This is a genomic window from Bradyrhizobium sp. dw_411 (assembly GCF_018449695.1).
Lineage (GTDB): Bacteria > Pseudomonadota > Alphaproteobacteria > Rhizobiales > Xanthobacteraceae > Bradyrhizobium.
The window spans coordinates 374,754-401,205 of record NZ_JAAVUY010000004.1; the positions used below are offsets into that span (position 1 = coordinate 374,754).

General features: G+C 61.5%; 22 protein-coding genes. 9 read left to right on the forward strand and 13 right to left on the reverse strand.

Annotated elements, in window-relative coordinates:
• Positions 1–130 precede the first annotated feature (130 nt).
• The 3 genes from HB676_RS08920 (at position 131) to HB676_RS08930 (ending at position 2,190) form a co-directional block, all read left to right on the forward strand.
• Complete coding sequence (locus HB676_RS08920) at positions 131–922, forward strand: porin family protein (RefSeq protein ID WP_213737386.1); 792 nt, start codon at positions 131–133, stop codon at positions 920–922.
• 183 nt (positions 923–1,105) lie between these two features.
• Positions 1,106–1,291: a hypothetical protein gene (locus HB676_RS08925; protein ID WP_213737387.1), complete on the forward strand. Its 186-nt coding sequence runs from the start codon at positions 1,106–1,108 to the stop codon at positions 1,289–1,291.
• Positions 1,292–1,419: 128 nt separating this feature from the next.
• Entirely contained in the window at positions 1,420–2,190 is a 771-nt protein-coding gene (locus HB676_RS08930) for a glucose 1-dehydrogenase (protein WP_213737388.1), read from the forward strand.
• Positions 2,191–2,192: 2 nt separating this feature from the next.
• On the opposite strand, the gene HB676_RS08935 is transcribed toward HB676_RS08930, so the two are convergent.
• From HB676_RS08935 to HB676_RS08945, 3 genes are all read right to left on the reverse strand, one after another.
• Positions 2,193–3,449: an FAD-dependent oxidoreductase gene (locus tag HB676_RS08935; RefSeq protein ID WP_213737389.1), complete on the reverse strand. Its 1,257-nt coding sequence runs from the start codon at positions 3,447–3,449 to the stop codon at positions 2,193–2,195.
• A gap of 16 nt (positions 3,450–3,465) precedes the next feature.
• On the reverse strand, positions 3,466–4,968 hold the full coding sequence (locus HB676_RS08940) for a caspase family protein (RefSeq protein ID WP_213737390.1): 1,503 nt from the start codon (positions 4,966–4,968) through the stop codon (positions 3,466–3,468).
• A 249-nt stretch (positions 4,969–5,217) separates the two neighbouring features.
• Positions 5,218–6,537: a glycosyltransferase family 87 protein gene (locus tag HB676_RS08945; protein WP_346347301.1), complete on the reverse strand. Its 1,320-nt coding sequence runs from the start codon at positions 6,535–6,537 to the stop codon at positions 5,218–5,220.
• Positions 6,538–7,029: 492 nt separating this feature from the next.
• Here HB676_RS08945 and HB676_RS08950 point away from each other — a divergent pair, with 492 nt between their 5' ends.
• Together HB676_RS08950 and HB676_RS08955 are read left to right on the forward strand one after the other, a co-directional pair.
• Entirely contained in the window at positions 7,030–8,523 is a 1,494-nt protein-coding gene (locus tag HB676_RS08950; RefSeq protein WP_213737392.1) for a DEAD/DEAH box helicase, read from the forward strand.
• A 163-nt stretch (positions 8,524–8,686) separates the two neighbouring features.
• A complete protein-coding gene (locus HB676_RS08955; protein ID WP_213737472.1) occupies positions 8,687–9,721 on the forward strand; it encodes a GGDEF domain-containing protein in 1,035 nt (344 codons plus the stop codon).
• Between the two features lie 125 nt (positions 9,722–9,846).
• Here the strand turns inward: HB676_RS08955 and HB676_RS08960 are convergent, their stop codons facing one another.
• The 8 genes from HB676_RS08960 to HB676_RS08995 form a co-directional block, all read right to left on the reverse strand.
• Positions 9,847–10,305 carry a TfoX/Sxy family protein gene (locus HB676_RS08960; protein ID WP_213737393.1) on the reverse strand — a complete coding sequence of 153 codons (459 nt, stop codon included), beginning with the start codon at positions 10,303–10,305 and terminating at the stop codon, positions 9,847–9,849.
• Positions 10,306–10,327: 22 nt separating this feature from the next.
• On the reverse strand, positions 10,328–10,732 hold the full coding sequence (locus tag HB676_RS08965) for an iron-sulfur cluster assembly accessory protein (protein ID WP_213737394.1): 405 nt from the start codon (positions 10,730–10,732) through the stop codon (positions 10,328–10,330).
• An 85-nt stretch (positions 10,733–10,817) separates the two neighbouring features.
• Positions 10,818–11,219 (reverse strand): SUF system Fe-S cluster assembly protein, encoded by a 402-nt coding sequence (locus HB676_RS08970; protein WP_213737395.1) that lies wholly within the window; start codon positions 11,217–11,219, stop codon positions 10,818–10,820.
• Positions 11,216–12,463: a cysteine desulfurase gene (locus HB676_RS08975; RefSeq protein WP_213737396.1), complete on the reverse strand. Its 1,248-nt coding sequence runs from the start codon at positions 12,461–12,463 to the stop codon at positions 11,216–11,218. The genes HB676_RS08970 and HB676_RS08975 overlap by 4 nt, the downstream gene beginning before the upstream one ends.
• A complete protein-coding gene (sufD, locus tag HB676_RS08980) occupies positions 12,460–13,782 on the reverse strand; it encodes a Fe-S cluster assembly protein SufD (RefSeq protein ID WP_213737397.1) in 1,323 nt (440 codons plus the stop codon). The genes HB676_RS08975 and sufD overlap by 4 nt, the downstream gene beginning before the upstream one ends.
• Before the next feature lie 20 nt (positions 13,783–13,802).
• Positions 13,803–14,555 carry a Fe-S cluster assembly ATPase SufC gene (gene sufC / locus HB676_RS08985; RefSeq protein WP_213737398.1) on the reverse strand — a complete coding sequence of 251 codons (753 nt, stop codon included), beginning with the start codon at positions 14,553–14,555 and terminating at the stop codon, positions 13,803–13,805.
• 64 nt (positions 14,556–14,619) lie between these two features.
• Positions 14,620–16,098: a Fe-S cluster assembly protein SufB gene (sufB, locus tag HB676_RS08990; RefSeq protein ID WP_213737399.1), complete on the reverse strand. Its 1,479-nt coding sequence runs from the start codon at positions 16,096–16,098 to the stop codon at positions 14,620–14,622.
• A 112-nt stretch (positions 16,099–16,210) separates the two neighbouring features.
• Positions 16,211–17,350: a cysteine desulfurase family protein gene (locus tag HB676_RS08995; protein WP_213737400.1), complete on the reverse strand. Its 1,140-nt coding sequence runs from the start codon at positions 17,348–17,350 to the stop codon at positions 16,211–16,213.
• A 301-nt stretch (positions 17,351–17,651) separates the two neighbouring features.
• Between HB676_RS08995 and HB676_RS09000 the strand changes: the two genes are divergently transcribed.
• Positions 17,652–18,299 carry an alpha/beta hydrolase gene (locus tag HB676_RS09000; RefSeq protein WP_213737401.1) on the forward strand — a complete coding sequence of 216 codons (648 nt, stop codon included), beginning with the start codon at positions 17,652–17,654 and terminating at the stop codon, positions 18,297–18,299.
• A gap of 13 nt (positions 18,300–18,312) precedes the next feature.
• Positions 18,313–18,825, forward strand: a complete 513-nt coding sequence (locus tag HB676_RS09005) for a DUF1697 domain-containing protein (protein WP_213737402.1) — start codon at positions 18,313–18,315, stop codon at positions 18,823–18,825.
• Positions 18,826–18,837: 12 nt separating this feature from the next.
• Here the strand turns inward: HB676_RS09005 and HB676_RS09010 are convergent, their stop codons facing one another.
• Positions 18,838–19,944 carry an anhydro-N-acetylmuramic acid kinase gene (locus HB676_RS09010; RefSeq protein WP_213737403.1) on the reverse strand — a complete coding sequence of 369 codons (1,107 nt, stop codon included), beginning with the start codon at positions 19,942–19,944 and terminating at the stop codon, positions 18,838–18,840.
• Positions 19,945–20,118: 174 nt separating this feature from the next.
• Here HB676_RS09010 and tyrS point away from each other — a divergent pair, with 174 nt between their 5' ends.
• Together tyrS and HB676_RS09020 are read left to right on the forward strand one after the other, a co-directional pair.
• Positions 20,119–21,372 carry a tyrosine--tRNA ligase gene (gene tyrS / locus HB676_RS09015; RefSeq protein ID WP_213737404.1) on the forward strand — a complete coding sequence of 418 codons (1,254 nt, stop codon included), beginning with the start codon at positions 20,119–20,121 and terminating at the stop codon, positions 21,370–21,372.
• Between the two features lie 55 nt (positions 21,373–21,427).
• Entirely contained in the window at positions 21,428–22,675 is a 1,248-nt protein-coding gene (locus tag HB676_RS09020) for an MFS transporter (RefSeq protein ID WP_213737473.1), read from the forward strand.
• Positions 22,676–22,695: 20 nt separating this feature from the next.
• Here HB676_RS09020 and HB676_RS09025 read toward each other — a convergent pair whose 3' ends face one another.
• A complete protein-coding gene (locus HB676_RS09025; RefSeq protein ID WP_213737405.1) occupies positions 22,696–26,403 on the reverse strand; it encodes a DUF3971 domain-containing protein in 3,708 nt (1,235 codons plus the stop codon).
• Positions 26,404–26,452 lie beyond the last annotated feature (49 nt).

A 26,452-nucleotide genomic window follows, 5' to 3' on the forward strand; every position in this document is an offset into this window, starting at 1 on the left:
CGTTTTCCGGCGGGTGTGCCTGCGCTGCAACAGCATTTTGGACCAAACCAGCTATAACTGTTCGTGAGCTTCGAGTGCATCTGCACTTATTCGCTCGGTCGGGTACCGGGCAGTCACTGAGGATTTAGACATGAAGAAATTGGTACTGGCTCTGACCGCGGTCGCAGCGTTCTCCGGATCGGCTCTCGCAGCCGACCTTCCGGCTCGGACCTACACCAAGGCGCCGGTGATTGTGCAGACACCGAGCTGGACTGGCTTCTATATCTTCGGCGGCGGCGGCGGCGGCGTCTGGGATGCTGATACCAGCGTGATCAATACCACGACCGGAGCGACGGTTGTGGGCGGTCAGCGCCTCGGCGGCGATGGCTGGTTCGGCACCGTGGGTGCTGGCTATGACTGGCAGTTCAACAACGCTTGGGTATTGGGCATCCTGGCAGACGGCCAGTTTGGTAGCCTCAAGGGCTCGATCCCCGGAGTCGCCACAGGCGCTGGTGCGCTTACTGGCACCGTGAAGCTTCAGGACACATGGGCTGCCGGCGCACGCCTCGGCTACCTCGTAGCTCCGAACGTATTGTCGTATGTCAACGCCGGCTACACCCAGTCCTATTGGTCGGGTTCGACGCTTTCTTCGGTTCTCACCGGAACAGCTCTTGATACGACGTCTTCTTTCCATCGGAATGGCTGGTTTGTTGGCGGTGGTGTCGAAAACAACCTGAATATCTTCGGTTTCTCGGCTCCCGGCTGGTTCATGAAGACCGAATATCGCGCCGCCTACTTCGATCGCGCGAACCTGGTGGAAACCAATATTGCGACCGGCCTTCCGACGGCTGCAACCGTACAGTTCAAGCCCTTCGTCGAGACCATCAGCACCTCGCTGGTCTATCGCTTCAACTGGACCGGTCCGGTCGTTGCCAAGTATTGATTTGAGCTAATTGCTCTAAGAAAAAGCCCCGGCATCGCCCGGGGCTTTTTTGTGCCTTCAGTAAGCCTCGCCGGCGCGCGAACTGGCGTGTCATCCCTGCCCTTGCAAGACATCGGCATGCGCGCCAATCTCGCTTCGGTTGTGCGATCGCCACGCGGCCAGCGCGCTCCTCAAGGAAGCCCCATGCGCGCCCCGCTCTTGATCCTCGGCCTGGTCGCGCTTGCTATTGGCCTGTTGTGGATCGGCCAGGGCACCGGCGTGATCAAATGGCCGGAATCGAGTTTCATGATCAGTCAGACGCAGTGGGCCGGATATGGCGCTGCGCTGGCCGTCCTGGGATCGATTCTGATCTGGCAGAGCAGGCGCTAAAACGGCGTCGGATACGTCATTGTCGTCATGGCCGGGCTTGTCCCGGCCATCCACGTCTTTAAACACGAGCGACAAGAAGGACGTGGATGCCCGGGACAAGCCCGGGCATGACAGAGAGGAAATTACCAATGACATCAAAACCATTCGATCTCCGCGGCAAGGTGGCCATCGTCACCGGCGGCAATGGCGGAATTGGCTTCGGCATGGCGCGCGGGCTGGCGGAAGCCGGCGCCGGCATCGCAATTGTCGGACGCAACGAGGCGAAGTCGGCAGCCGCCGCCGCGGACCTCTCCAAGCTCGGTGTCAGGGCGATATCCGTTGTCGCCGATGTCACCGACACATCGGCGGTCACAGCGATGGTTGAACGCACGGTACGCGAACTCGGCCGGATCGACATTCTCGTCAACAATGCCGGCATCAATATACGAAAACCGCCCCACGCGTTGTCGCTCGAGGAATGGGACAGCGTGATCAAGACCAACCTCACCAGCGCCTTCCTGTGCTCGCAGGCGGCCTACCCCGCGATGAAAGCCGCCGGCGCTGGCAAGGTGATCAATATCGGCTCGATGATGTCGATCTTCGGCGCCAGTTTCGCGCCGGCCTATGCCGCAAGCAAAGGTGGCATCGTGCAGTTCACCCGCTCCTGCGCGGTCGCCTGGGCACCCGACAATATCCAGGTCAATGCGGTGCTGCCGGGCTGGATCGACACAGAGCTTACCCAGCGCGCCCGCGACCAGATCGACGGCCTGCACGACAAGGTGCTGGCCCGTACGCCCGCGGCGCGGTGGGGCGATATCTCTGACTTCGCGGGGATTGCGGTGTTTCTGAGCTCGGCTGCTTCAGACTTCGTCACCGGCACCGCGATCCCGGTCGATGGCGGTTTTTCGGTGATGGGCTGACTTCAGCCAGCCGACGACGGCGACCGCACGTGCTCGGGCCGCACGCCGATCGCTATGAATCTCGCGGTGATGCCCTGCAGCCACGGCACCGCGTTCACGATCCGCGCAAAGAACGGAGCCTTTAGCGGTTGACCGCCCGGCTTGAGCGCAGCGCTGATGATGTTGTTCTGAACCATGATTTGCATTGCCTGCGTCATCCGCATCGGAAACTCCCGCCGGCGGCGCACCGCATCCAGTTCTTCTTCGGACGGGCTGCCGCTGACGAGTTTCGCCGCGAGCAGATTAGCCGTTGCGACCGCGTCCTGAACCGCGAGATTGACGCCGACGCCGCCGACCGGCGACATCGCATGCGCGGCGTCGCCGATGCAGAGCAGCCCCGGTCGCGTCCACCGTTTCAATCGGTTGATCGCCACCGTCAGCAGCTTTACATCGTCCCACGTCTTTACGTCCGACATGCCCGATTTGAGGATCGGCGCCATGCCGGTCACATCGGCGCGGAAGGCGTCGAGGCCGCGGGCCTTGACCGCATCATATTGGCCCTTGGCGATGACGTAGGCGCATTGCCAGTAATCGCCGCGGTCGAATGTCACCATCATCTTGCCGCTATCGACCCGCGCGAACAGGCTTTCGTTCTCATCGGGATGCCTGCCGGCCCGAAACCACAGCACGTCCATCGGGGCGCCGATTTCATCGACCTCGAGCCTGGCGCATTGGCGCACCACCGAATGCCGCCCGTCGCATCCGATGGTCAGGTCCGCGCGAATCTCGACCGGCCCCTCCGGCGTATCGGCCTTCACGCCGACAACCCTGTCGCCCGACCAGATGAGGTCGGTCGCGTCGGCTTTCATCATGACCTTGAGCGAGGTGAACCGCTTGCCGTATTCGCGCAGGAAATTGAGAAAATCCCATTGCGGCATGAAGGCGATGAAAGGGTATTTGGCGTCGGTACGGCTGATGTCGGCGATGCGAACCGAGGTGTCGCCGAACTTGCCGTCCATTTTTTGCAATTGCTGGTGCGGAAGCTTCAGGAAAGCGTCGATCAGCCCCAACTCGTCCATCACCTGCAGCGTCGAGGGGTGCACGGTGTCGCCGCGAAAATCCCGGAAGAAGTCTTCGTGCTTTTCCAGCACGACGGTTTCGACCCCGGCGCGCCCCAACAGATATCCCAGCATCATGCCGGCGGGACCACCGCCGACGATGCAGCAGCGTGTCGTGAGGGTGCGTTGGTTTGGCCGCTCCGAAGAAGTACCCGCGTCCATGATCTGATCCGTGTGGTTAGCGCCGGAAACTCTTGATCTCCGATACGCTGCCGTCGCGGTAAGTCAACTCCACCGACACGAATTGGGTCGACGGCGCCAGCTTCAGATAAGGCTGCGCGTCGGACGGAATGGCGCTGGGATCCCTGGTATTGCAGGAAGGCATTTTCAGCACCCGGTCCGGCACCGCGCTATCGACGCCGATGCGTACTTCACGGATCGCACAGCGGTATGACATCAGATGCGTGTAATAGACCAGAAGCCCATTGAACTCGCGGAACGACAACCAGCTTGTCGCGGTCATATCGAGGATTTTCCGCTGGTCGTGGATCAGCGCCGCTTCGGGGTCGAACTTGATCGGAAACGGTCCCTGCAATTCACCCGAGGTGTCGATGTAGCGCACCTGGATCGTCGCCGCGGGCGCGTCGGCGGCCAGTTCGATCGAGGGATTAGGGATGCGCTTGCGGGTGCGCGGATCGAGCGAGTCCAGGAAACCGGTCTCGCGGAAGTCGCCGCTGTCGCCCATTCGCCAGGAAATCCCGAGCGTCGGATCCATGATCGAAAACACCACGGTCCAGCCGCCATTGTGGCGAGAGAACATCGCGATCGGCGCGTTGACGGAGTCTTCCTTCGGCAGGCGCGGCACCGACACCGGCGGCAGTGCGGCGACCTTCTGCGGCGGTTCGACGGCTTTTGCAACCGCGGGCTCGCTCTTGGCGATGCCGTTGAGAAAGACGTCATCGACCATCTGGTCGAAATAAACCGGAATTTGCTTGTGTTTGACGCCCTCCGCCATTTCGCTGACCAGCCGGCGGGTGCGTTGCGCGACCTGAACGAGGTTCTCGCCGGGCTGTAGCAATTCCTTGGCGAAAGTGCGCGTGAACACCGAATTGGGATTGTCGTCGGTATTCGACAGCCGATCGAGCGCGGTCTGACGTGGCCCGGCTGAAAACACCGAGAATACGCCTTCCGGCAACTGGGTCATCGGCGCCAGACCACCGCCGCCGGCAACGGCACGGGTTCCGCTGCGTTCGAACGGGTTGTTGCGACAGGCGTCGAACACCAGGATCGCGGTGCGTACCTTTTTGTTCTGCATCCGCTCGATGATGCGGTCGGCGAGCACCGAGGCATCCCGCACCAGTTCTTCCTGCCCCTCGCTGGCCGCGGGCACATCTGTCGGCAGCAGGAAATTCTGCCCGGCGATCTCAAAGCCGTGGCCGGCGTAGAAAAAGAACGCGGTGTCGCCGGGCTCGACGGCGGCGTCGAACGCCAAAAGGGTCTGGCTGAATGCCTGACGGGTCTGGTTTTCGGCAACCATCACGGAAAAGCCGAGTTGCTTGAGCGTGTCGCCCATGGTGCGGGCGTCATTGACCGCCTTCTGCAGCTTGGGAACGTTCTTGTAGTCGTTGTTGCCGATGACCAGCGCGACCCGCTTTTCAGCCTGCGCGGGAGCTGACAGCGCCAGCAAGGGAGCGACAAGGCTGCATACCAATATGGCTCGCAACGACAGCCAGCTTTTCATCCGTTTTTCTTTCCCGCCTTTGCACGATTTGCCCGTGCGAGCCACCTACTGCCATAGTCGGCACAGGTTCCCCGCCGGTTCAATTGCGGCCGGTCAGAGAAATTACCGCGTATTTCCGATCATTGCGAGCGTTAGCGCCGCGCCGCGAAAGGTGGATTGATTCGCTGCCGAGCCCGTCATCGGACGCGCCTTCACGCAACCGTTGGCTTGCTTGCACGTACACGTCGTGCTTGCCGCCGGCAATGATAGTCAAATCGCCGGGAGAGCGGTCGATCCGGCTTGCCCCGGAACCATCGCCTGCACAGCAACAGCTCGCTGGGCTCGTCTTTCATTTTCGAAACGCCAATAGAGCAAGCCAAACCACAGCAACAAGGCCAGGAAGGCAAAAGGAACATGGGCGTCCACGGCGAGAGGCTGTGCGGAGGGCAATACCAGTAATGCAGTCAGCGAGACCAATTCAATCTCGTCCCACCCGTCGCGCCAGCCACGTGCGAGCAGCGGAATAATGGACAGCATCAGCAGTGGCGTGTCGTATGACAACGAGTACGGCGTTGTAAGCAACGCCCCCGCGGCCAGCAGCCCCCATCGAAGATCAAGCCTCCCATCCTCTTTTCCCAACTCCCGATTGTTTGCCTTGCCGCGCCAGAAGACCCGGATGATCGCCGCTACAACCGCAACGCTCACGGCCGCTTGCACAAATCCCGCGAGAACAGCCGGCATACCGACTGCCTGCAACGACACGTAGGGACCGAGCGCCAGCGGCCGTACCCCCTCGTAGCCACTGCCGATAAAATGGCCGAACAACACGCTCATACGTAGGTAATCGGTCCAGATCGCGGCTCCCAGCCATATCGTCGAGAGGACAACCATAGAGAAGATGGTCGTCACTGCAGCCGCGACAGCGCGCCACTGACCGGACGCGATTAGCGCGAAGGGCAGCAACAGCCCCAACTGTGGTTTGATTGCCAAAAGACCCATGCAAATGCCCGCGAGCACGGGACGCGTTGGCGAGAAATACGCGGCCCCCAGAACGAACACGGTCACGAGTGTACCGGTTTGTCCGCAAAACAAATTAGCGCCGACAAAGGGCAAAGAGAACGCGACAAGCACGGCGTAGGCCAGCGCTCGTGACCAGCTCTTCTCAGGATTGGCTTCAAGGCCGAGGCCGGAGCGTTTCGCCAACAAAACGATCAAGGCAAAATAGAACGCCAGCGGAATGAGTGACCAAGCCAGCACCGCCTGGTTGTATGTCGCATCGCCCAACGGCCATAAACCAAACAGGGTGAATGGTGGATACACAAACCACGGAAGCCGGGTGGAGGCTGTCCTGCTGGACAAGATGTTCTGCCACGCGTCCGGATCATAGATGGCGGCGATATCGCCGTGCCGCACGCGTTGAGCAGCATTCCAAAAACTAATAAAATCACCGCCGAAGTACGCCCCCGACAGTTGGTGCAAAAGATTGAAGCCGGCCTGCGTCGCAAAGCACGCCGCCAGAATTAGCAGCAGCAATGGTTTCTGCGACGGGCTCATCCTGGCATCGGCAGGTGCGTTAAGGAAAAGATGCACTGCGTTCAATCCGCATGATCGAGCCGAGGCCCGTGTGCAATGACAGATGCAATCTCAGCCATTGCGATTTTGCTAAAGAACGATTTTGGCTGCCGGGGAGGTTAAAGATTACTTGCTGCAAGCTGGGACCGGGAATGACGGAGAGAGCGCGGAACACCCCCTTTGAATCTACCGCCGCTTGGTCAAGCCGGGCTGTTTTCCTTCCTTTACGCGGAAGGCAGCCGAAGTTCGGGCGCACCTGAAAAAGGGCCCTCAGGCCCCGATTCATGCAAAAACATTAAGCTTTTTCAATGCTTCCCGCACCTGCTCCATTGACTTTGGCCAATTCGCCCCTATGTTCCGCCTTGACGCGGCCCGGTATCGAAACGCGATATCTTGATTAAGCCGCCTGTCTGCGTATCCGAAAATCCCGAGCAAATCTGCGTGCCGTTCCGGGGTTGAGCGCGACAGTCATTTCCGGGATTCCAAGCGGCGGTATCTACCAGAGGCTCAATGTCCTTTTCTCATCTCGGCTTGTCCGACAAGGTGCTCGCCGCCGTCGCGGCCACCGGTTACACCACCCCCACCCCCATTCAGGAACAGGCGATTCCCCATGTTCTGGCGCGCCGGGACGTTCTCGGGATCGCCCAGACCGGCACCGGCAAGACCGCTGCCTTCGTCCTTCCGATGCTCACCATGCTGGAAAAGGGCCGCGCCCGCGCCCGGATGCCCCGCACCCTGATCCTTGAACCGACGCGCGAACTCGCCGCCCAGGTAAAGGAAAATTTCGATAAATACGGCGTCGGCCAGAAACTCAATGTCGCGCTTCTGATCGGTGGCGTTTCGTTCGGCGACCAGGACACCAAATTGACCCGCGGCGTCGACGTACTGATCGCGACCCCCGGCCGGCTGCTCGACCATACCGAGCGCGGCGGACTGCTCCTCACCGGCGTCGAATTGCTTGTGATCGACGAAGCCGACCGCATGCTGGATATGGGTTTCATTCCCGATATCGAGCGGGTCTGCAAGATGATCCCCTTCACCCGGCAGACGCTGTTCTTTACCGCGACGATGCCCCCCGAAATCCGTCGCATCACCGAAGCCTTCCTGCACAATCCAGAGAAGGTCGAAGTTTCCCGGCCTGCAACCACCGCGGTCGGCGTATCCCAGTTCCAGGTCAGCGTGGGCCGCGAACCGCACGAGAAGCGCGAAGTACTGCGGGGCCTGCTGCGCGACGCCAAGGACCTCAACAACGCCATCATCTTCTGCAACCGCAAGCGCGAAGTGGCGCTGTTGTACAAATCGCTGCAAAAGCACGGCTTCAGCGTCGGCGCCCTGCATGGCGACATGGATCAATCGGCGCGCACCGCCGCACTCGATCAATTCCGCAAGGGTGAAATTCCGCTGCTGGTCGCTTCCGATGTCGCTGCGCGCGGCCTCGACATTCCCGCCGTCAGCCACGTCTTCAATTTCGATGTTCCGCATCACGCCGACGATTACGTACATCGCATCGGCCGCACCGGTCGCGCCGGCCGCGCCGGCACCGCGATCTCGATCGTGACCCCGCTCGATCAAAAGTCGATGGTCGCGATCGAAAAACTGATCGGACAGAGCATTCCCCGCGCCGAAGGCAGCACCGAATCGCAACCGGTTGAACGCGCGACAATTTCCACCAGCGGCGAGCCGCAGGCGCGCGAAGGGGCAAAAGAGCACACGCGAGAAGGCGCTCGCGAGGGGGCAAGAGAAGGTGGGCGCGAAGGCTCACGCGGCGGCCGCAAGCCACGCCGCGACCGCGAACCCCGGCATTCCGGCGGTGGCCGCCATTCCGGCCAGCAGCCGCAGGCCCCGGCGGCGGCATTCACACCGCCATCGCCGCCTCCGGCTTCCCGCACGCCCTCGATCGGCCGGGCTCCTGCGCCGCAAACTTCGCAGGACTCGTCTTCAGAACCGGCCGACCATTCACATCTTCCAGCGTTTCTGTTGCGACCGGTTCGTGCGCGCGTCTAAACGCGCGCATTTCGCAAGTGCGAACCCGACGGGAACCTGTTTACCGGTCGTTCACTAACCTCCGTTAGCTTTGCGCCATAATTTATTGATTGGTGCGGGAAGCGAACGACGCTGTCCGCTGTTTGGGGACGGGATCAAAGTGCTCGACGAACATGAACGCACGATGGCCTTCGCCGAACTTGCGCTCGGGCAGATCAGGTCCTTGCGGCAAACCGCAGTCCCCCGCAATTATGAAATCTGGTACGTTTACGCTACCGGATACAATTCAGCCCTCAACAAGATCATCAACGAGACCCTGGCGCGCAACGGCAAGCTGACCGAGGCCGATCTCGAGCAGATCTACGAGACCTATCTTTCCCACATCAAGACCACCGACCGTATCGACAAGGTCGGCTCGCGCGTGATCGGCGAAATTGACGACGTCATGAAGCTGATCAGCGAAGCGCTTGGCATGTCCGCCAGCTACGACGCCAGCCTGTCCGGTGCGAACAAAAAGCTGGAGAGCGTGCAGAACCGCGAACAGCTCAAGAAAATCGTGGAATCGCTGGTGAAATCCACCCGCGAGATGCAGGATACCAATAAGGCGCTGGAAGAACGGCTGACGCTGTCGAAATCCGAGATCAGCAATCTCCAGCAGAGCCTGGAAGCAATCAGGGCCGAAAGCCTGACCGATCCGCTGACCGGTCTCGGCAACCGCAAATATTTCGACCGTTCAATCGAAACCGCCGTTCATACCGCCTTGGCGAATGGCGAGCCGCTTTCGCTGCTGATGTTCGATATCGACCACTTCAAGTCATTCAACGATTCCTATGGCCACCTCACCGGCGACCAGGTGCTGCGGCTGGTGGGCCTCTCGCTGAAACAGACCATCAAGGGCCAGGACATCACCGCCCGCTACGGCGGCGAGGAATTCGCGGTAGTGCTGCCCAATACCGCGCTGCGCCAGGCGCTCACGGTCGCCGACCATATTCGCCGTGCCGTGATGTCGAAGGAATTGAAGAAGAAATCCACCGGCGAAATTCTCGGCCGCGTCACCATTTCCGTCGGCGTGTCGATGCTCAAGCCGGATGACGATACCGACTCGCTGATCGAGCGCGCCGACGCCTGCCTCTACGCCGCCAAGCGCAACGGCCGTAACCGTGTCATCTGCGAAGCCGACCCGGAATACGTCGCCGACAGCCGCAGCCAGGTCGCCTGAAGTTTTTTATCTGAATTCGTAACTCGCGACAGCCTCATGGTGAGGAGCGCATCTTGCGCGTCTCGAACCATGCGGCTGCGATCGGTGCACGTTGCCATCCTTCGAGACGCGCGAAGGCGCGCTCCTCAGGATGAGGACCTTCTCTTCTGAGCCTTCTTCACTTTTCCCGGTGCCTTCTTCACGATTGGCTTCTTGGCTACCTGTTTCCTGGCCGCCGGCTTTTTGCCCGCTGTCTTCTTCGCACCCTTACGCGCCTTCGGCTTGCGCAACGCCGCGCGCTGGGCGGCCGACAGCGCCGCCCTCGCCCATCCCGTCATTTCCTCGGGATCGTCGTAGAGCCGCTCCGGCAATTGCCAATAGGAATTGACAGTGACGGTCTTTGCTCGGGTTTGATATTGAAACGGCTTTGAACCTTCCGCCTCGAATTGCGGAATGGTGTGTTCGTCGGCACGCAGATAAAGACCGCCGCGGAGCGCCAGCGCGAAATTGGTACCGTCTGCAGAAATGCCGAAACCGGAAAACATCCGGCGGATAGCCACCGGCCCGAAACCCGCAAACAAATCGATCAGAAAGTCGCGGTCCATGGCGTCATGCTCGACGCGGTGGCTAGATCTTGGCGGCGGTCAGTTGCACCGATTCGCCGCAGCCACAGGCGCTGACCTGGTTCGGATTGTTGAAGATGAACTGCGACTGCATCTTGTCGGCCTTGTAGTCCATCTCGGTGCCGAGAAGAAACAGCACCGCCTTGGGATCAACCAGGATCTTGACGCCCTTGTCCTCGACGATCTCGTCAGTCGGACGGATATCGTGGGCATATTCCACCGTGTAGGACTGTCCGGCGCAGCCGCCGTTCTTGATCCCGACCCGCAAGCCGACGATCTCGGAATCGGCGCGCCTGGTCAGTTCGGTGATGCGCAGCGCCGCCGCTTCGGTCAGTTTCATGACCTGCGGACGGGGCCGTGGCTTCGGCTTGGCGGCGGGCGTGGGTGAAGCGGGTGTCATGTCAGTCATGTGTTTAGTCCTGACGGCAATTCAAGGCGGGGTGTTCGTCCGAAGAAGTTAAACACGCAAAGCTAAACGCGATTCGATTGCACCTTCACCACATATTGAGGACAAGGCGGGCCTCGTCGGTCATTCGATCGGGGGTCCAGGCCGGATCCCAGACCAGATTGACGTTGACCACGCCGACGCCGGGGACGCTGGCAACCGCATTCTCAACCATCGTTGGCAATTCGCCGGCCGCGGGACAATTGGGCGTCGTCAGCGTCATCATGACGTCGACGGTGCGATCGTCCTTGATGTCGACCTTGTAGATCAGGCCGAGTTCATAGATATCGGCCGGAATTTCCGGATCGAACACGGTCTTCAGCGCGGCGACGATCTCGCCACCCAGCCGCTCGGTCTCCTCCGGCGGCAACGCCGAATTGGTTTCCATGTTGCTGGTTTTGACCTCGAGGTTTTTGGCTTCGAGATTCTTGACTTCAACAGTGTCGGTCATGCGAACAATTCCCGCGCCTTGATCAGCGCCTGTGCCAGATGGTCGACTTCTTCACGGGTATTATACATTCCGAATGAGGCGCGGCACGTCGCCGTCACATTGAAACGCTCTAAAAGCGGCATCACGCAATGGGTGCCGGCGCGCACCGCGATCCCCTGCCGATCGATCACGGTCGCGACATCATGGGGATGCGCGCCCTTCATCTCGAACGAGATCACCGGTCCCTTGCCCTGCGCGGTGCCGATCAGGCGCAGCGAATTGATTTCGCGCAGGCGCTCCTGCGCGTAGGCCAGAAGATCGTGCTCATGCGCGGCGATGCGCTCCTTGCCGATCGAATTGACGTAATCGATTGCGGCCCCCAAGCCCACCGACTCGACGATCGCCGGCGTTCCCGCCTCGAATTTGTGCGGCGGATCGCCGTAGGTGACCCAATCCCTGGCGACTTCGCGGATCATCTCGCCACCACCATTGTAGGGCCGCATCGCGACCAGATGCTCATGCTTGGCATGGAGCACGCCGATGCCGGTCGGGCCGTAAAGTTTGTGGCCGGTGAAGACGTAGAAATCGCAGTCGATATCCTGCACGTCGATCGCCATGTGGACCGCGGCCTGGCTGCCATCGACCAGCACCGGGATGCCCCGCGCATGCGCCAGCTTCACTACTTCCTTGACCGGCACCACGGTGCCGAGCGCATTCGACATCTGCGTGATCGCGACCAGCTTGGTGCGCTCAGTCAACAGCTTCTCGAACTCGTCGATCAGGAAATTGCCTTCGTCATCCACCGGCGCCCATTTGATCACGGCGCCCTGACGCTCCCTGAGGAAATGCCAGGGCACGATGTTCGAATGGTGCTCCATGATCGAGAGCACGATCTCGTCGCCGGCCTTGATGTTCGGCGCGCCCCATGACGACGCCACGAGGTTGATCGATTCGGTGGCGTTGCGGGTGAAGATGATCTCTTCATTGCGCTTGGCATTGAGAAATTTCGCGACCTTCTCGCGGCCGCCTTCGTAGGCTTCAGTCGCCGCATTGGCGAGGTAATGCAGCCCGCGATGCACGTTGGCGTATTCGCTTTTGTAAGCCTCGGTCATGCGGTCGAGCACCGCATTGGGCTTCTGCGCCGACGCGGCGTTGTCGAGATAGACCAGCGGCTTGCCGTAGATCTTGAGCGCTAAGGCAGGAAAGTCTTCCCGCACCCGCGCTACATCATAGGAACCGTTCGAGACTGCCGGATGCATGATCAACTCCGTGCCGCCAGCCAGCGCTCGGCGGCCGATATCGCCAGTTCCCGCAAGCTGTCACTGGCGATCTGTTCGATGGCCTCGCCGACGAATGCCTGGATCAGCAGCGCCTGGGCTTCCTTTTCGGAAAGGCCGCGTGCGCGCAGATAAAACAGCAGGCCCTCATCAAGCGCGCCAGTGGTGGCGCCGTGGCCGCAGGTCACGTCGTCGGCAAAAATCTCAAGTTCCGGCTTGTTGTCGGCTTCCGCCTCGTCGGACAGCAGCAGCGCCCGCGTCATCATCTTGGCGTCGGTCTTCTGCGCCTTCGGACGCACGATGATGCGGCCCTGAAACACCGAATGGCCGCGGTCATCGATCACGGCGCGGAAAATCTCGCGGCTCGCGCAGTTCGGGACGGCGTGATCCAGAAACAGCGTGGTGTCGGCGTGCTGGCGGCCATTGAGCAGATTGACGCCATTGGTCTCGACCTGCGAGCCCTCGCCCGCGAATGCGATCACCGCCTGATAACGGCTGACGCTGGCGCCACTGGTCATGCCGAACGTATTGAAATGAGCGTGGGCACCGAGCGACACCACCGCGGACGAAATGTTGAAAGCCTCGCGGCTGTCTTCGACCAGACGCACATGGTCCAGCCGAGCGTTGTCGCCGATCGAAACCACCAGCGAGTCATGCACCTGATAGGTCTTCGCGCCCTCGGCCGCGATATAGCTCTCGACCAGAGTTGCGCCGGCAGACTTGCCGAGGCGCAGCAAGGAGCGGGTGAACATCGCCGCAGGCACGGCACCGCTGGCGATATGAACAATATGGATCGGCTGCGAGAGCACAGTGCCATCCGCGACCTCGATCACCAGACCGTCGGTCATCATCGCGCTGTTGAGCGCGACCATGGCATCGGACGTATCCGGCGCGAATAGCTGCGCTTGCGGCGCATCGCCGGCTTCCATCGTTTTGCGCAGCGTGCGGATGCCGAGCCCTTTTTCGAGGCCGGCCACGTCGGACAAATCGGGCGCAAACGCGCCGTCGACCAACACCAGCCGGCGCACGCCCTCGATCGCATGGGGTTTTAAGGCTCTGCCCGCGCGCGTCAGCGCCGCAGCGTCGGGCGTCGCCGCCAGCGGCAGCACGTCGCGCATCAGCACGCGCAAATCAGTGTATTTCCAGTCCTCGACCCGGCGGTTGGGCAGGCCCGCGCGCTGATAGGCATCGAACGCCTGACGGCGCGCGTCGGCAATCGCGCCCGCGCCGGGCAGCCGATCGCCCGCGACGGCGAGTAGATCGCTCAGCGCGCGCCCGGTTTCGTTTTTGGCTAGTACAAGGTTCATCATCAAATCCGATTGGACGCTCACGCCGCGTCTTCGAACTGCGCGTAGCCGGACGCCTCAAGCTCCAGCGCCAGTTCCTTGCCGCCGCTTTTGACCACCCGGCCCTTCGACATCACGTGCACCACGTCAGGCACGATGTAATTCAACAGCCGCTGATAATGCGTGATCACGACCATCGCCCGCTCCGGCGAACGCAGTGCATTGACGCCGTCGGCGGCGACCCGCAACGCGTCGATGTCGAGGCCGGAATCCATTTCATCCAGGATGCAGAGGCTCGGCTCGAACAGCGCCATCTGCAGCACTTCGTTGCGCTTCTTTTCGCCGCCGGAGAAGCCGACATTGACGCCACGGCGCAGCATGTCCTGCGGAATGTTCAGCCGCGCCGCCACTTCGCGGACCTTCTTGAGAAAATCCGGCGTCGAGAATTCGCTCTCGCCACGCGCCTTGCGCTGGGCGTTCAGCGCGGTGCGCAGGAACGTCATGGTGGCGACACCGGGAATTTCGACCGGATACTGGAACGCAAGAAATACGCCCTTGGACGAGCGCTGGTCCGGCGACATCTCCAGAAGATTCTCGCCCTTGAACAGGATTTCACCGCCGGTGACCTCATAGCCCGGCTTGCCGGCGATGACGTGGCTCAACGTCGACTTGCCGGAGCCGTTCGGTCCCATGATGGCGTGCACTTCGCCCTTGTTCACGGTGAGCGAAAGCCCGTGGAGAATTTCACGCTCCTCGACACGAACCTGCAGATTTTTGACTTCGAGCAATGCCATCACATTCTTCCGTTTTCTTCCTTGTCCTGAGGAGCGCCAAGGCGCGTCTCGAAGGACCGGAGAGTTATCCAACCGATCCCTCAAGCGAGATCGAAATCAGTTTCTGCGCCTCGACCGCGAATTCCATCGGCAGTTGCTGCAGCACGTCTTTGACAAACCCGTTGACCACAAGGCCGACGGCTTCTTCCTGGCTGAGCCCGCGCTGGATGCAATAGAACAGCACGTCCTCGGAAATCTTCGACGTGGTCGCTTCGTGCTCGAACAGCGCGGAGGAATTCTTGGCCTCGATATAGGGCACGGTATGTGCGCCGCACCGATCGCCGATCAGAAGCGAATCGCAGGCGGTGAAATTGCGCGCGCCGGTCGCCTTGCGGTGCGCGGTGACGAGGCCGCGATAGGTGTTCTGCGAGACACCGGCCGCGATGCCCTTGGAGATGATCCGGCTCGTCGTGTTCTTGCCCAGATGAATCATCTTGGTGCCAGAATCGACCTGCTGGTGGCCGTTCGAAATCGCAATCGAATAGAATTCACCGCGCGAATTGTCGCCGCGCAAGATGCAGCTCGGATATTTCCAGGTGATAGCCGAACCGGTCTCGACCTGGGTCCAGGAAATCTTCGAATTGTTGCCGCGGCAATCGCCACGCTTGGTGACGAAATTGTAGATGCCGCCCTTGCCCTCGGAGTTGCCGGGGTACCAGTTCTGCACCGTCGAATATTTGATCTCGGCATCGTCAAGCGTGACCAGTTCGACCACGGCGGCGTGCAACTGGTTTTCATCGCGCTGCGGCGCAGTGCAGCCTTCGAGATAGCTGACGTAAGCGCCCTTGTCGGCGATGATCAGCGTGCGCTCGAACTGGCCGGTGTTGCGCTCGTTGATGCGGAAGTAAGTGGACAGCTCCATCGGGCAACGCACGCCCGGCGGCACATAGACGAACGAACCGTCGGAAAACACCGCCGAATTCAGCGTGGCAAAATAATTGTCCGAGGTCGGCACCACAGTGCCGAGATACTTCTTCACCAGTTCGGGATGCTCGCGGATTGCTTCCGAGATCGGCATGAAGATCACGCCGGCCTGCTTCAGCTCCTTCTGGAAGGTGGTCGCCACCGAAACCGAATCGAAGACGGCATCGACCGCGATCTTGCGCTCGCCTTCCGGGCGCACCACGCCTTCGAGCATCTCGACTTCGCGCAGGGGAATGCCCAGCTTCTCATAAGTTTTGAGAATCTCCGGATCGACCTCGTCCAACGAGGCCAGCTCCTTCTTCTTCGGCGCCGAATAGTAATAGAGATCCTGGTAGTCGATCTTCGGATAGTTGACTCGCGCCCATTTCGGCTCGGTCATGGTCAGCCAGCGGCGATACGCCTCGAGGCGCCATTCCAGCATCCAGGCCGGCTCGTTCTTTTTCGCGGAAATAAACCGGACGGTGTCTTCCGAAAGGCCCTTGGGAGCCTTGTCGGATTCGATAACCGTCTCAAACCCATATCGGTACTGATCGACGTCGATCCGCCTGACGCGATCGACCGTCTCTTGTACAGCAGCCATTCTTTTATTCTCCGCTCGCGGTTTCAAGGACCGCGGTGGACCAATTCCGCAATACTATTACGATGTTTCACGGACGAAATCACCTGCTTAGAACCGTTCAAGCTGTGTTTCGTCAAACCTTAAGTAAGGTACCTTCGAGCTTTCGCCAAGCCTCAAGGCACCGATCGACGTCCGCTTCCGACGTGGACCAGCCCAGACTGAGCCGCACCGCTCCCTGGGCCAGTTCCGGGCCGAATCCCATGGCTTCCAGCACGTGGGAGGGCTGGACCTTACCCGACGAGCAGGCGGAGCCTGAGGAAACCGCGACCCCTGCGAGGTCAAACCCGATCACGGCGGTCTCCGCCTTGAGGCCGGGAACCGTAAACAGCGTGGTATTAGGCAACCGTGGGGTATCGTCGGCGAATATGATCATTTCAGGCGTGTCGCGCAGGCCATTTTCGAGCCGATTTTGCAGGTTTTCGAGCCGAATGGCGCCGCTATCGAGGCCAGCCATGGCGGCCTGGACCGCAGCTCCGAACCCCGCAATTCCCGCGACATTCTCGGTCCCCGCCCGGCGGCCCAACTCCTGACCACCGCCACGTAACAGCGGCTCAAACCCAAGCACCCCCTCTGCCAAGACCACGGCACCGACGCCTTTGGGGCCGCCGATCTTGTGCGCCGACAGCGTCACCAGATCGGCACCCATGGCATTGATATCGAAAGATATTTTTCCGAACGCCTGGATCGCATCGATATGTAGCAAGCCGCCGGCGGCATGGACGATCTCGCTGGCTTCCGCGACCGGCTGCAGTGCGCCCGTCTCGTTATTGGCAAACATCAGCGACACCAGCGCTGGCGGGCTGTTGTCGAGCACCGCGCGCAGACGGCTAAGATCCACCAGACCGGAACGCGTCACGCCGACGATCTCGATCGCCTCGGGCGCAAACCGGCCACCCACGAGAACCGAGGCATGCTCGATGGCCGAGACCACCAGACGTTCAGCAGATGGATGAGAGCCGCGCCGAAGCCCCGGTGTCAGCGCCAGCGCGTTGGCCTCGGTCCCACCCGACGTAAAAACGACATTGCGTGGCAGCGCTCCCACTGCGCTGGCGACCCTCGCCCGGGCTTCTTCCACCAGTTTCCGGGCCTGACGCCCCTCGGCATGGACCGATGAGGGATTTCCAGCCAAATCCCATGCCGCAGCCATCGCGTCGCGCGCTTGCGGGCGCAGCGGCGTGGTCGCATTCCAGTCGAGATAGACGCGGTCGGGCATAGGTGTACTATGATACCTCAAAAGGACGCGCTGGGGTGGATGAGCCACCTCCGTCCTTATGCCAAGTGGCGACCCCGGCGTCTGCAGGCAATCGGCTGGCTAACGCTTTGAACGCGTTGTGCGATGTTCATGAAGCTTGCTTTTTGCCCCTCGCCTCATGCTAGAACGCGGCCTCAAGTTCACCAGCGCCGCTTGCTCAAGCCTGACGACGCCTGATCCGCCCCTTTCTCCTTGCCGAGGCTTCGTCTGCGAACCCGGCGCAAAGCGGTTGATTTGCCAAGCGATCAATCAAGGGATCCTGATGCCTGAAGTTATTTTCACCGGCCCCGCAGGCCGCCTCGAAGGCCGTTATCATCCGGCGAAGCAGAAGAATGCGCCGATTGCGATGGTGCTGCATCCGCATCCGCAGTTTCACGGCACGATGAATCATCAGATCATCTACCAGTGCTACTACGCGTTCGCGCATCGCGGATTTTCCGTGCTGCGTTTCAATTTCCGTGGCGTCGGCCGCAGCCAGGGCTCGTTCGATCACGGCACCGGCGAACTCTCCGATGCGGCGTCGGCGCTCGACTGGGCGCAGACTATCAATCCGGAAGCGCGCGCCTGCTGGGTTGCCGGCTTCTCGTTCGGCGCCTGGATCGGCATGCAGTTGTTGATGCGCCGGCCCGAGGTCGAAGGCTTCATTTCGATCGCGCCGCCCGCCAATCTCTATGACTTCTCGTTCCTGGCGCCCTGCCCGTCCTCCGGCCTGATCGTGCACGGCGAAAAGGATGCGGTGGTGCCGCCCAAGGACGTCAACACGCTGGTTGAGAAGCTCAAGACCCAAAAAGGCATCGTGATCGATCAGCAGGTCATCCCCGGCGCCAATCATTTCTTCGACGGCAAACTGCAGCCGCTGATGGAAAGCGTGACCGGTTATCTCGACATGCGGCTCGCCAACGTTCGCTAGGAGCTGATCGGCGATGGGCTCGTTCGTGGCTCTGCTGCGCGCGGTCAATGTCGGCGGCACCGGCAAGCTGCCGATGAGCGAGCTAAAGGAAATGTGCGAGACGCTCGGGTTCGAATCCGTTCGAACCTACATCGCCAGCGGCAATGTCGTCTTCACCAGCCGCAAATCCGAAGCCGCGATCAAATCGGCGCTGGAGAAGCGACTGGCGACCTACGCCGGCAAGCCGGTCGGCGTGCTCGTACGCAGCGCCGCCGAGATGGCGCAGGTGCTGGCCGATAATCCGTTTCCGAAAGCCCCGCCAAATCGCACCATGGCGGTGTTTCTCGATCACGCCCCACCGGCGGACACGATGGCTGGAGTCCACGGCCGCAAGGATGAACAAATCAAGTTGGGACGCCGCGAAATCTATATCCACTACGGCGAAGGCATGGCCCAGTCTAAGCTGGTCGTCGCTGCGGCCAAGACAGGAACCGCGCGCAACATGAACACGGTTGCGAAGCTTGCGGAGATGGCGGCGGAGTCCTGAAGGCCGCACCGATTACGGCCGCGCGATGATACCGCCGGTCATCGGGATCGGCACGCCGGTGGTTGCGGGATAGCTGAGGGGCAAGCCCTTCAGGCCCCGCGCGGCGAGGAAACCAAACGCCTGCGCTTCGATGGCGTCGGTTGACCAGCCCAGCGCGTCGGCGGCTTCGACGGTAGCCGGCGCCAGCCGCTCGCGCAGCATCCGCAGCATGGTCAGATTGCGCGCCCCGCCGCCGGCAACGACCCAACTCCGCGGGACCTTGGGCAATAGCGGTACGATCCGTGCGATCGCCGCGGCCGTAAAGCCCGTCAGGGTCGCTGCCCCATCGGCCGGCGACATGTCGGGCAGCACCAGGGAGGCGAAGTCGTTACGGTCCAGCGATTTCGGCGGCGGCAGCGCAAAGAAGGGCTGCGCCAGCGCCCGGGCGATCCAGGCCTCATTGGCATTGCCCTGGGCCGCGAGGCGGCCCTCATTATCGAACGCCTGGCCAGTCACGCCGCGGCGCATGAAATCGTCGAGCAACGCATTGCCGGGCCCGGTATCGCAGGCGATCAGCGTGTCGGGGCCATCGATATAGGTGATGTTGGAAACGCCGCCGATATTGAGCACCACCATCGGCCCCTCGCGCTCCAGCGACTGGGCGAGCGCGCGATGATAGACCGGCACAAAGGGCGCGCCCTGCCCGCCGGCCGCGACATCGGCGGCCCGGAAATCATGCATGACCGGGATGTGGATCGCCTTGGCGAGCGCGGGCGCGTCACCGATCTGCACGGTCATTTTCTGCGCCGGCCGGTGCAGCACGGTCTGGCCGTGAAAGCCGACAATATCGATCTCCTCGCACGGAATACGGTGCTGGGCGGTGAAGGTCGCGACCGCTTCGGCATGCGCCAGGGTCACGGCGCGTTCGGCCTCACGCAGGATGCCGGGCCGTGCATCGCGCTGCGGCAGGTTCACCGCCTCGGTCAGGGCCTGAAGCAGCAGGCTGCGCTCTTTGTGGGTATAGGGACGGTATCCGGAAGGACCGAACGCCTTGACACGCCGGCCGTCAGTTTCAATCAAGGCGACATCGACCCCGTCGAGCGAGGTACCGCTCATCAGACCGATTGCCGTCAACATCATCGCCGTCGTGCCTTCTAGGTGTCCGCCCTTGATGCCCTGCCCTTGACGCCCAGCTTGTGCCAAACCCGCACATCTTATAATGCCACAACGCGCCGGACAGCGGCAGCCTATTCCGCAGGGTTTCGCAACTCGTTACAAATAACGTGAAATAAGAATGATCAGAGTCGCACAGAAATGACCGCTTTCAAATCTGATTTTCTCAATGTGCTGCAGAGTCGCGGCTTTATTCATCAGATTTCGGACCCGGACTCGCTGGATGCGCTGGCGGCCCGCGGCGAACTCACGGCCTATATCGGTTTCGACTGCACCGCCCCCTCGCTCCATGTCGGTTCCATGGTGCAGATCATGTGCCTGTACTGGCTGCAGCAGACCGGCAACAAGCCGATCGCCCTGATGGGCGGTGGAACCACCCGGGTGGGCGATCCCTCCGGCAAGGACGAGACGCGGAAAATCCTCTCGATCGAGGACATCGAGCGCAACAAGGACGGCATCAAGCAGGTATTCTCCAAGTTCCTCACATTCGGTGACGGCAAGCACGATGCCGTCATGCCCGACAATGCGGAGTGGCTGACCAAGCTCAACTGGATCGAGATGCTGCGCGATATCGGCCGGCATTTCTCGGTCAACCGCATGCTGGCGATGGACTCGGTTAAGCTGCGGCTCGAGCGCGACCAGGAGATGAGCTTCATCGAATTCAACTACATGATCCTGCAGGCCTATGATTTCGCCGTGCTCAACCAGCGCTACGATTGCCGCCTGCAGATGGGCGGCTCCGATCAATGGGGCAATATCGTCAACGGCATCGATCTCGGCCGCCGCATGGGCACGCCGCAACTGCATGCGCTGACGACGCCGCTGATCACGACATCGTCGGGCGAGAAGATGGGCAAGACCGCAAGCGGCGCGGTCTGGCTCAACGCCGATATGAAGAGCCCCTACGAATACTGGCAGTTCTGGCGCAATACCGACGATGCCGACGTCGAGCGCTTCCTCAAGCTGTTCACGACGCTGCCGCTGACCGAAGTCGAGCGGCTGGCAGCCTTGCAGGGCGCGGAAATCAACGAAGCCAAGAAGGCGCTGGCGGATGCCGCGACCGCGCTGCTGCACGGCCCCGAAGCGGCGCGCCTCGCGGCCGAGACCGCGCGGCAAACATTTGAGGAAGGCAGGGTCGCGGAGAACCTGCCGAGCATCGACATTTCACGCGGCGAACTGGAAGCCGGCATTGGCGTGTTGGCGTCGTTCGTCAAAGCGGGCCTGGTCGCGTCGAATGGCGAGGCCCGGCGCCAGATCAAGGGCGGCGGCCTGCGCGTCAACGACGCTTCGGTTACCGACGAGAAAATGACGCTGACACCCTCCGACCTCACCGCCGAGGGCGTCATCAAGCTGTCGATGGGCAAAAAGCGCCACGTCCTGCTCAAGCCTGCATAGGCGCATTCGCTTTTGACACTTGCCCGGAGCCACCGAAACGCGCTCCTTGCTGGCAATGGATGAGAAAACACCAACCGGGGAAACCGTAACAAAGCCGCTGAAACTAGCGCGCGTGGCGCTCAACGTACTTGCACTGTGTTTCGCGCTATCAGTGCTCGGCCGTGGCCTCGGCGAAAGTTTCACGGTCTTTCTGAAACCGATCTCGGAGAATTTCGGCTGGGACCGCGCACAGGTCGTCTCGGTCTATTCGCTCTCGGCGCTGGCGGGCGGTTTGGCGTCCCCCCTCATCGGCCGGCTGTTCGACTATTCCGGACCCCGTAGCGTCTATTCACTCGGACTGCTGCTGCTAGGCGGCGCATTCCTGTTCGCCGGTCATGCGGAGCATCTCTGGCAGTTCCAATTGAGCCTCGGGCTCTGCGTCGGCGTCGGCATCGCCTTTATCGGCAACGTTCCGAATTCCATCCTGCTCGGCCGCTGGTTCGGCCCGCGGCTGCCGACCGCGATGGCCATCGTTTATTCCGCAACCGGCGCCGGCGTGTTGATCCTGCTGCCCGCCTCGCAGGTGCTGATCGACCATCTGGGCTGGCGCGGCGCCTATCAGGTTTTTGGCTGGGGGGCATTGGCGTTGCTTTTGCCGCTATTGCTATTGCCGTGGCGGCTGTTCTCCAGCGGATCGCCGCAAATCGCCAAGCGCGCCGCCGAAGATTTCATCGACGAAGGCTGGACCCTGCTGAGCGCGATGCGGCATCACGCGTTCTGGGCGCTGTTCTCGACCTTCTTCTTCACCGCGATCGGCATGTACGCGATTTCACCGCAGGTCGTGGCCTATCTGATCGACGTCGGCTTCCCGCCATTGCAGTCCGCGACCGCCTGGGGCTTCAGCGGCGTCGTGCTGCTGTTCGGCATGCTCGGCATTAGCTGGCTCGACGGCATCATCGGCCGCCGGCCATCGGTGCTGTTCAGTTACGCGTTGTCGATCGTCGGGATTTTCCTGCTCTGGCTGCTGCAATGGTATCCGAACATCTGGGTCCTCACGGGCTTTGTGGTCTGCTTTGGCAGCATGATCGGATCGCGCGGCCCGCTGTTGACGGCAACCGCGATGAAGATCTTTCGCGGCGAGCGGGTCGGTACGATCTACGGCACCATTTCGATCGGCAGCGGGTTGGGATCGGCGTTCGGCTCCTGGAGCGGCGGACTGATCCACGACTGGAGCCACAGTTATAATCCGCTGATCGCGTTCGCGCTGGTCGCCGTGCTGCTGGGAATGATCCCGTTTCTGGTGGTGCCGGCGCTGCGGCGTTAGCGAGGGCCTGGACCGAGCGTTCAATTATTGCCGGTCGACGGAAACTCGATCGGATTGTTTTGCTTGCCGGTGTTGAACTCCATGATCTTTCTGGAGACGCCGGGGAATATCGCCGAGATCGGATTAACGCGAAGCACCGGCTGGCCGAGCGTGCCCACGACTTCGTAGGTGATGCCGAACAGCCCTTCATTGCTGCCGCCGCCCAGGAACAGTCCGAAAAACGGAATCTGGCCGACCATGTTGTTCAACCCGTACAGCGGAATGAACGTGCCGCTCATGCGCAACTGGCTTTGGGAATCGATAACGCCCTCGATGGTGCCGCCGATCGTCAGCCCCTTCACGACGCCCTCGCGGATCGTGAGCTGACCGTTTTGGCGGGTGAATTCTGCGCGCAGCCGCGAGAAGGAAACGCCGCCTTGGGGGCCGGGCTGGCCACCCGCAGCCAACCGGTCGAGCGCCGCCTCGCCCTTGATGTTGAAATCGCGAACGCTGATCAGGCCTTCTCGCGCGCTGGGTTCGACGGTCGGCGGATCCATTGCCAATTGAAGCTGCCCGCCGACCAGTTTCGAGTACGTATCGACGAAGCGGAAGAAGGCGCCGGCGTCGTTGGTCTCGAGGTAAATCACGTCGCGTCCCTGCGTCCGGCCGCGCAGATCTCCTGTCAGCAGCGTATCGCGCCCAAGCTTGCCGCTGAGCGCAAAGTTTTTGATGACACCACCACGCCGGGATAATTTGGCATCGACGCCGCGCAGCGCTTCGCCGAAATAACCCGCGACCGCACCGAGCTTGATGTCCAGATCGAAATCGACATTCTTGGTTTTGGCTTTGGGATCGGTTTCCTTGCCCGAAATCGCCGATTTGAGGAAACTGCGGCCGTCGAACACGTCGCCGCGCATGGTCACCTTGAGAACGCCATCGGGACCGCGATCGGCCCGCAGCGAGGTCTTGTCGCCTTCGGACGGCGCATAGACCGGGAAGTTCACGCCGATCAACTCGCCGTTCTGATCGACTTCCACCGATCCCTTGATCGACACACCGCCACCATCGACGACGATGTTTTCAAGGCGGGTGGATTGCGGGGTCTGGACGACGTTGAAGGCGGCATGGCTCGACTTGCCCGGCAACTTGACCCAGCCCGGCAGGATGTTGTCGAGCTTTAACTGGGTCAGGTCGGCGTCGAAGGCAAGACGGCTGGCATCGCCGATCTTGCCGACCAGCTTGATCGGAATGGAGCCGCTGACCGCCGGCCCAAGATCGAATCCGAGACGGGCGCGGCTCGCGTCATCGAGCGTCGCCTGCAATTTGATATCGGCATCGCCTTCGTTCGGCTTGCGATAGTCCAGCGAGGCCGGCTGCCCGTTGATCTTCACGTCGCCCTTGACCTGATAGCCGGCATTGTTGGCGACGATCTTCAGCGCGTTGGATTCGAGCTTTTGATTCATGACGATGCGGTCGGCGGCAAATCCACCGAGGTCGGCGGTGACGGTATAGGTCGTGTCGGCCTTGGTCAGTTCGCGCTTGATCGGCAGGCCAAGGTTGACCACTGCGGAAATCGTTCCCTTGCTTGCGTTGGGATCGATCAGGGTGCCGGAAATATCGCTAAGCTTGTCGGAGGCGAGAATTTCCGCCACCCCCGGTACCGGGCCGTCGATCCGGAATTTAACCCGCGCCGGCGACGGCTTTGGCGCCATGTCCGGCACCTCGAACACAAAATCCGAAATGTTGAGTTTGCGGCCCGCAGGCGTATCGGCCGCCGCCTGCCCGATCGTCACGGCGGCGGTGCGGCCCGTTACATGGACTTTCAAATCGGCATCGCGCACCAGCGGCAAATCGTCCACCGGCCGCAACGTTACGCCGCTGGCGACGATATTGACCGCAAGGCCGTCGTCGGGAATCGGCGGGCCTTTGCGCGACAGGTTCTTAACCGGCGAATTGACGCCGATTTCGATGCGCTGAAGCGATCCGCGTTCGACCCGTCCAATCACCCATTCGCGGACTTCCGGGACGACGATGGTCGGCCATATCCGCTTAAGGGCGGAAGTCGACATCGGCGTTCCCGCCAAACCAAGCTGCAGACGGGCTTCCCCCGCATAATCGACGCTACCGCTTCCGGCGACGCCGACGTCGCCGTTGCTGATGTCAGCCTGCGTCAGCAGCACCCGCTTCTTGTCGGTGTCGAAACGCAGGTTGATCGCGATGCGGTTGAAGATCAGCGGCGGCTCGTTATCGAAGCCGGCCAATATGATGGTGCCGCCGCTGAAACCTAACTGCCAATCGGTGACACTGTCATTGGGCGGCTCAAGATGCGCCAATAGCGTGATCTTGTTCGGACCGGAAGTAATCTTGAAGGGCGCCACCAGCACGCGCCGCCCGGCGTCCCACTCCAGGCTGACTTCGGTCGAATCGATCGCCATTGGATAATCCGGCGTATCGGTGTCGATGATGGTTCCGGGGCCTGAGGAAACTTTGCCGCGGAAATAGGTCGGCAGGCCGTCGCGACCCAGTTCGCCCTTGAGTTCACCAGAGAGCACCAGATCCGCGTTGTAGGTCAGTTCCTTCACCCGCAGCGCCAGCAGGATATTTGCCGCCGAGACCTTATCGGCCCGAATATCGACCGATCGCACACCGTTCGACGGTGGCCCGACCGTAACGCGCAGCGACCAGGCATTACTGCCCTCTTCGCCGACGCTCAGCGCCACCCCACCGCCGCTCGGGCGGCGCAAGCTAAGTGTGATGTTCTGGAAAGTCCGTTTGTTGCCGCGCTGCTGATCGTCGACGATCAGATTGCCGTTCTTCAAGCCGATTTCGTTGAGATTCTGTCCGTCCAATCCGGTCAGGCTCAGGCTGTCGAGCCAGTCGAGGCCCGCCAATAACCCGCTTTGCGTCGTGTCCGGTGTTGCGGCGGAGGACGGTGCCCCGGGGGAAACGGGAGAAGAAGGGGACGGAGTTGCGGATGGCGCGCCTTGGCGGGGGAATGTGGGGGGAATCCCAGCCTCTTTCTTCGAGGCGACGCCGGTTGCGAGCGGCCGTGCATTGTCCCCGGTCGAGACGGTCACATAACCGTCCGGCGTGATGCGTACGGAAAGTTCCGCGTCCACCAGATTAAGACTCTCGGCGCGAAGCCGCCCCATCAACAGCGCCGAACCGGAAAGCCTTACCTCGGCTTTCGGGGCGCTTGCCACGATGGCATGGTCGCGATCCCTGACAATGATGTCGCGGATGCGCACCGCGATTCGAATCTTTCCGGCCCGCTCGATCTGCGTGCCGCCGACCTCGACGGTATTGCCGTTGCCGATATTTTCCGCAATGGCCTGGGCCAGCCATGGCGTCGCCATTTCGAGATTGATCGGACCGGCGCCAAGCCGCCACCACAACGCGCCGAAACATCCCGCGAAAATCACCAGCAAGGCGGCGATGACGATGCCGAGACGTTTTACCCAGCGCTCACCGGCGAGCCAGCGGCGAACCGCCTCAACGCGATCGTTGAACCGGTGAAAGCGGGAGGTCGGCTTCGACAACAGCCGGCGTGCGCGACGGCCCGCCGCCTCGTCGTGTTCCTGATCCCAATCGGCATCATCCCACTGCGAGAGCTGGACGTCAGCACGCGGATTTGACCCCTGGGGCGACGTATTCCTTGCCATTGCCTCTCGGTGCTGGCGTTGATTATCACATTGATCGCCACCAAGGGCTCGCCCGTCGACACGCAACGAGCGCTCCCGTGTCGGCATGCTGCAATCCTCACCTACTAGCGTTGCTCGTCATCCGCCCCAAGGAGCC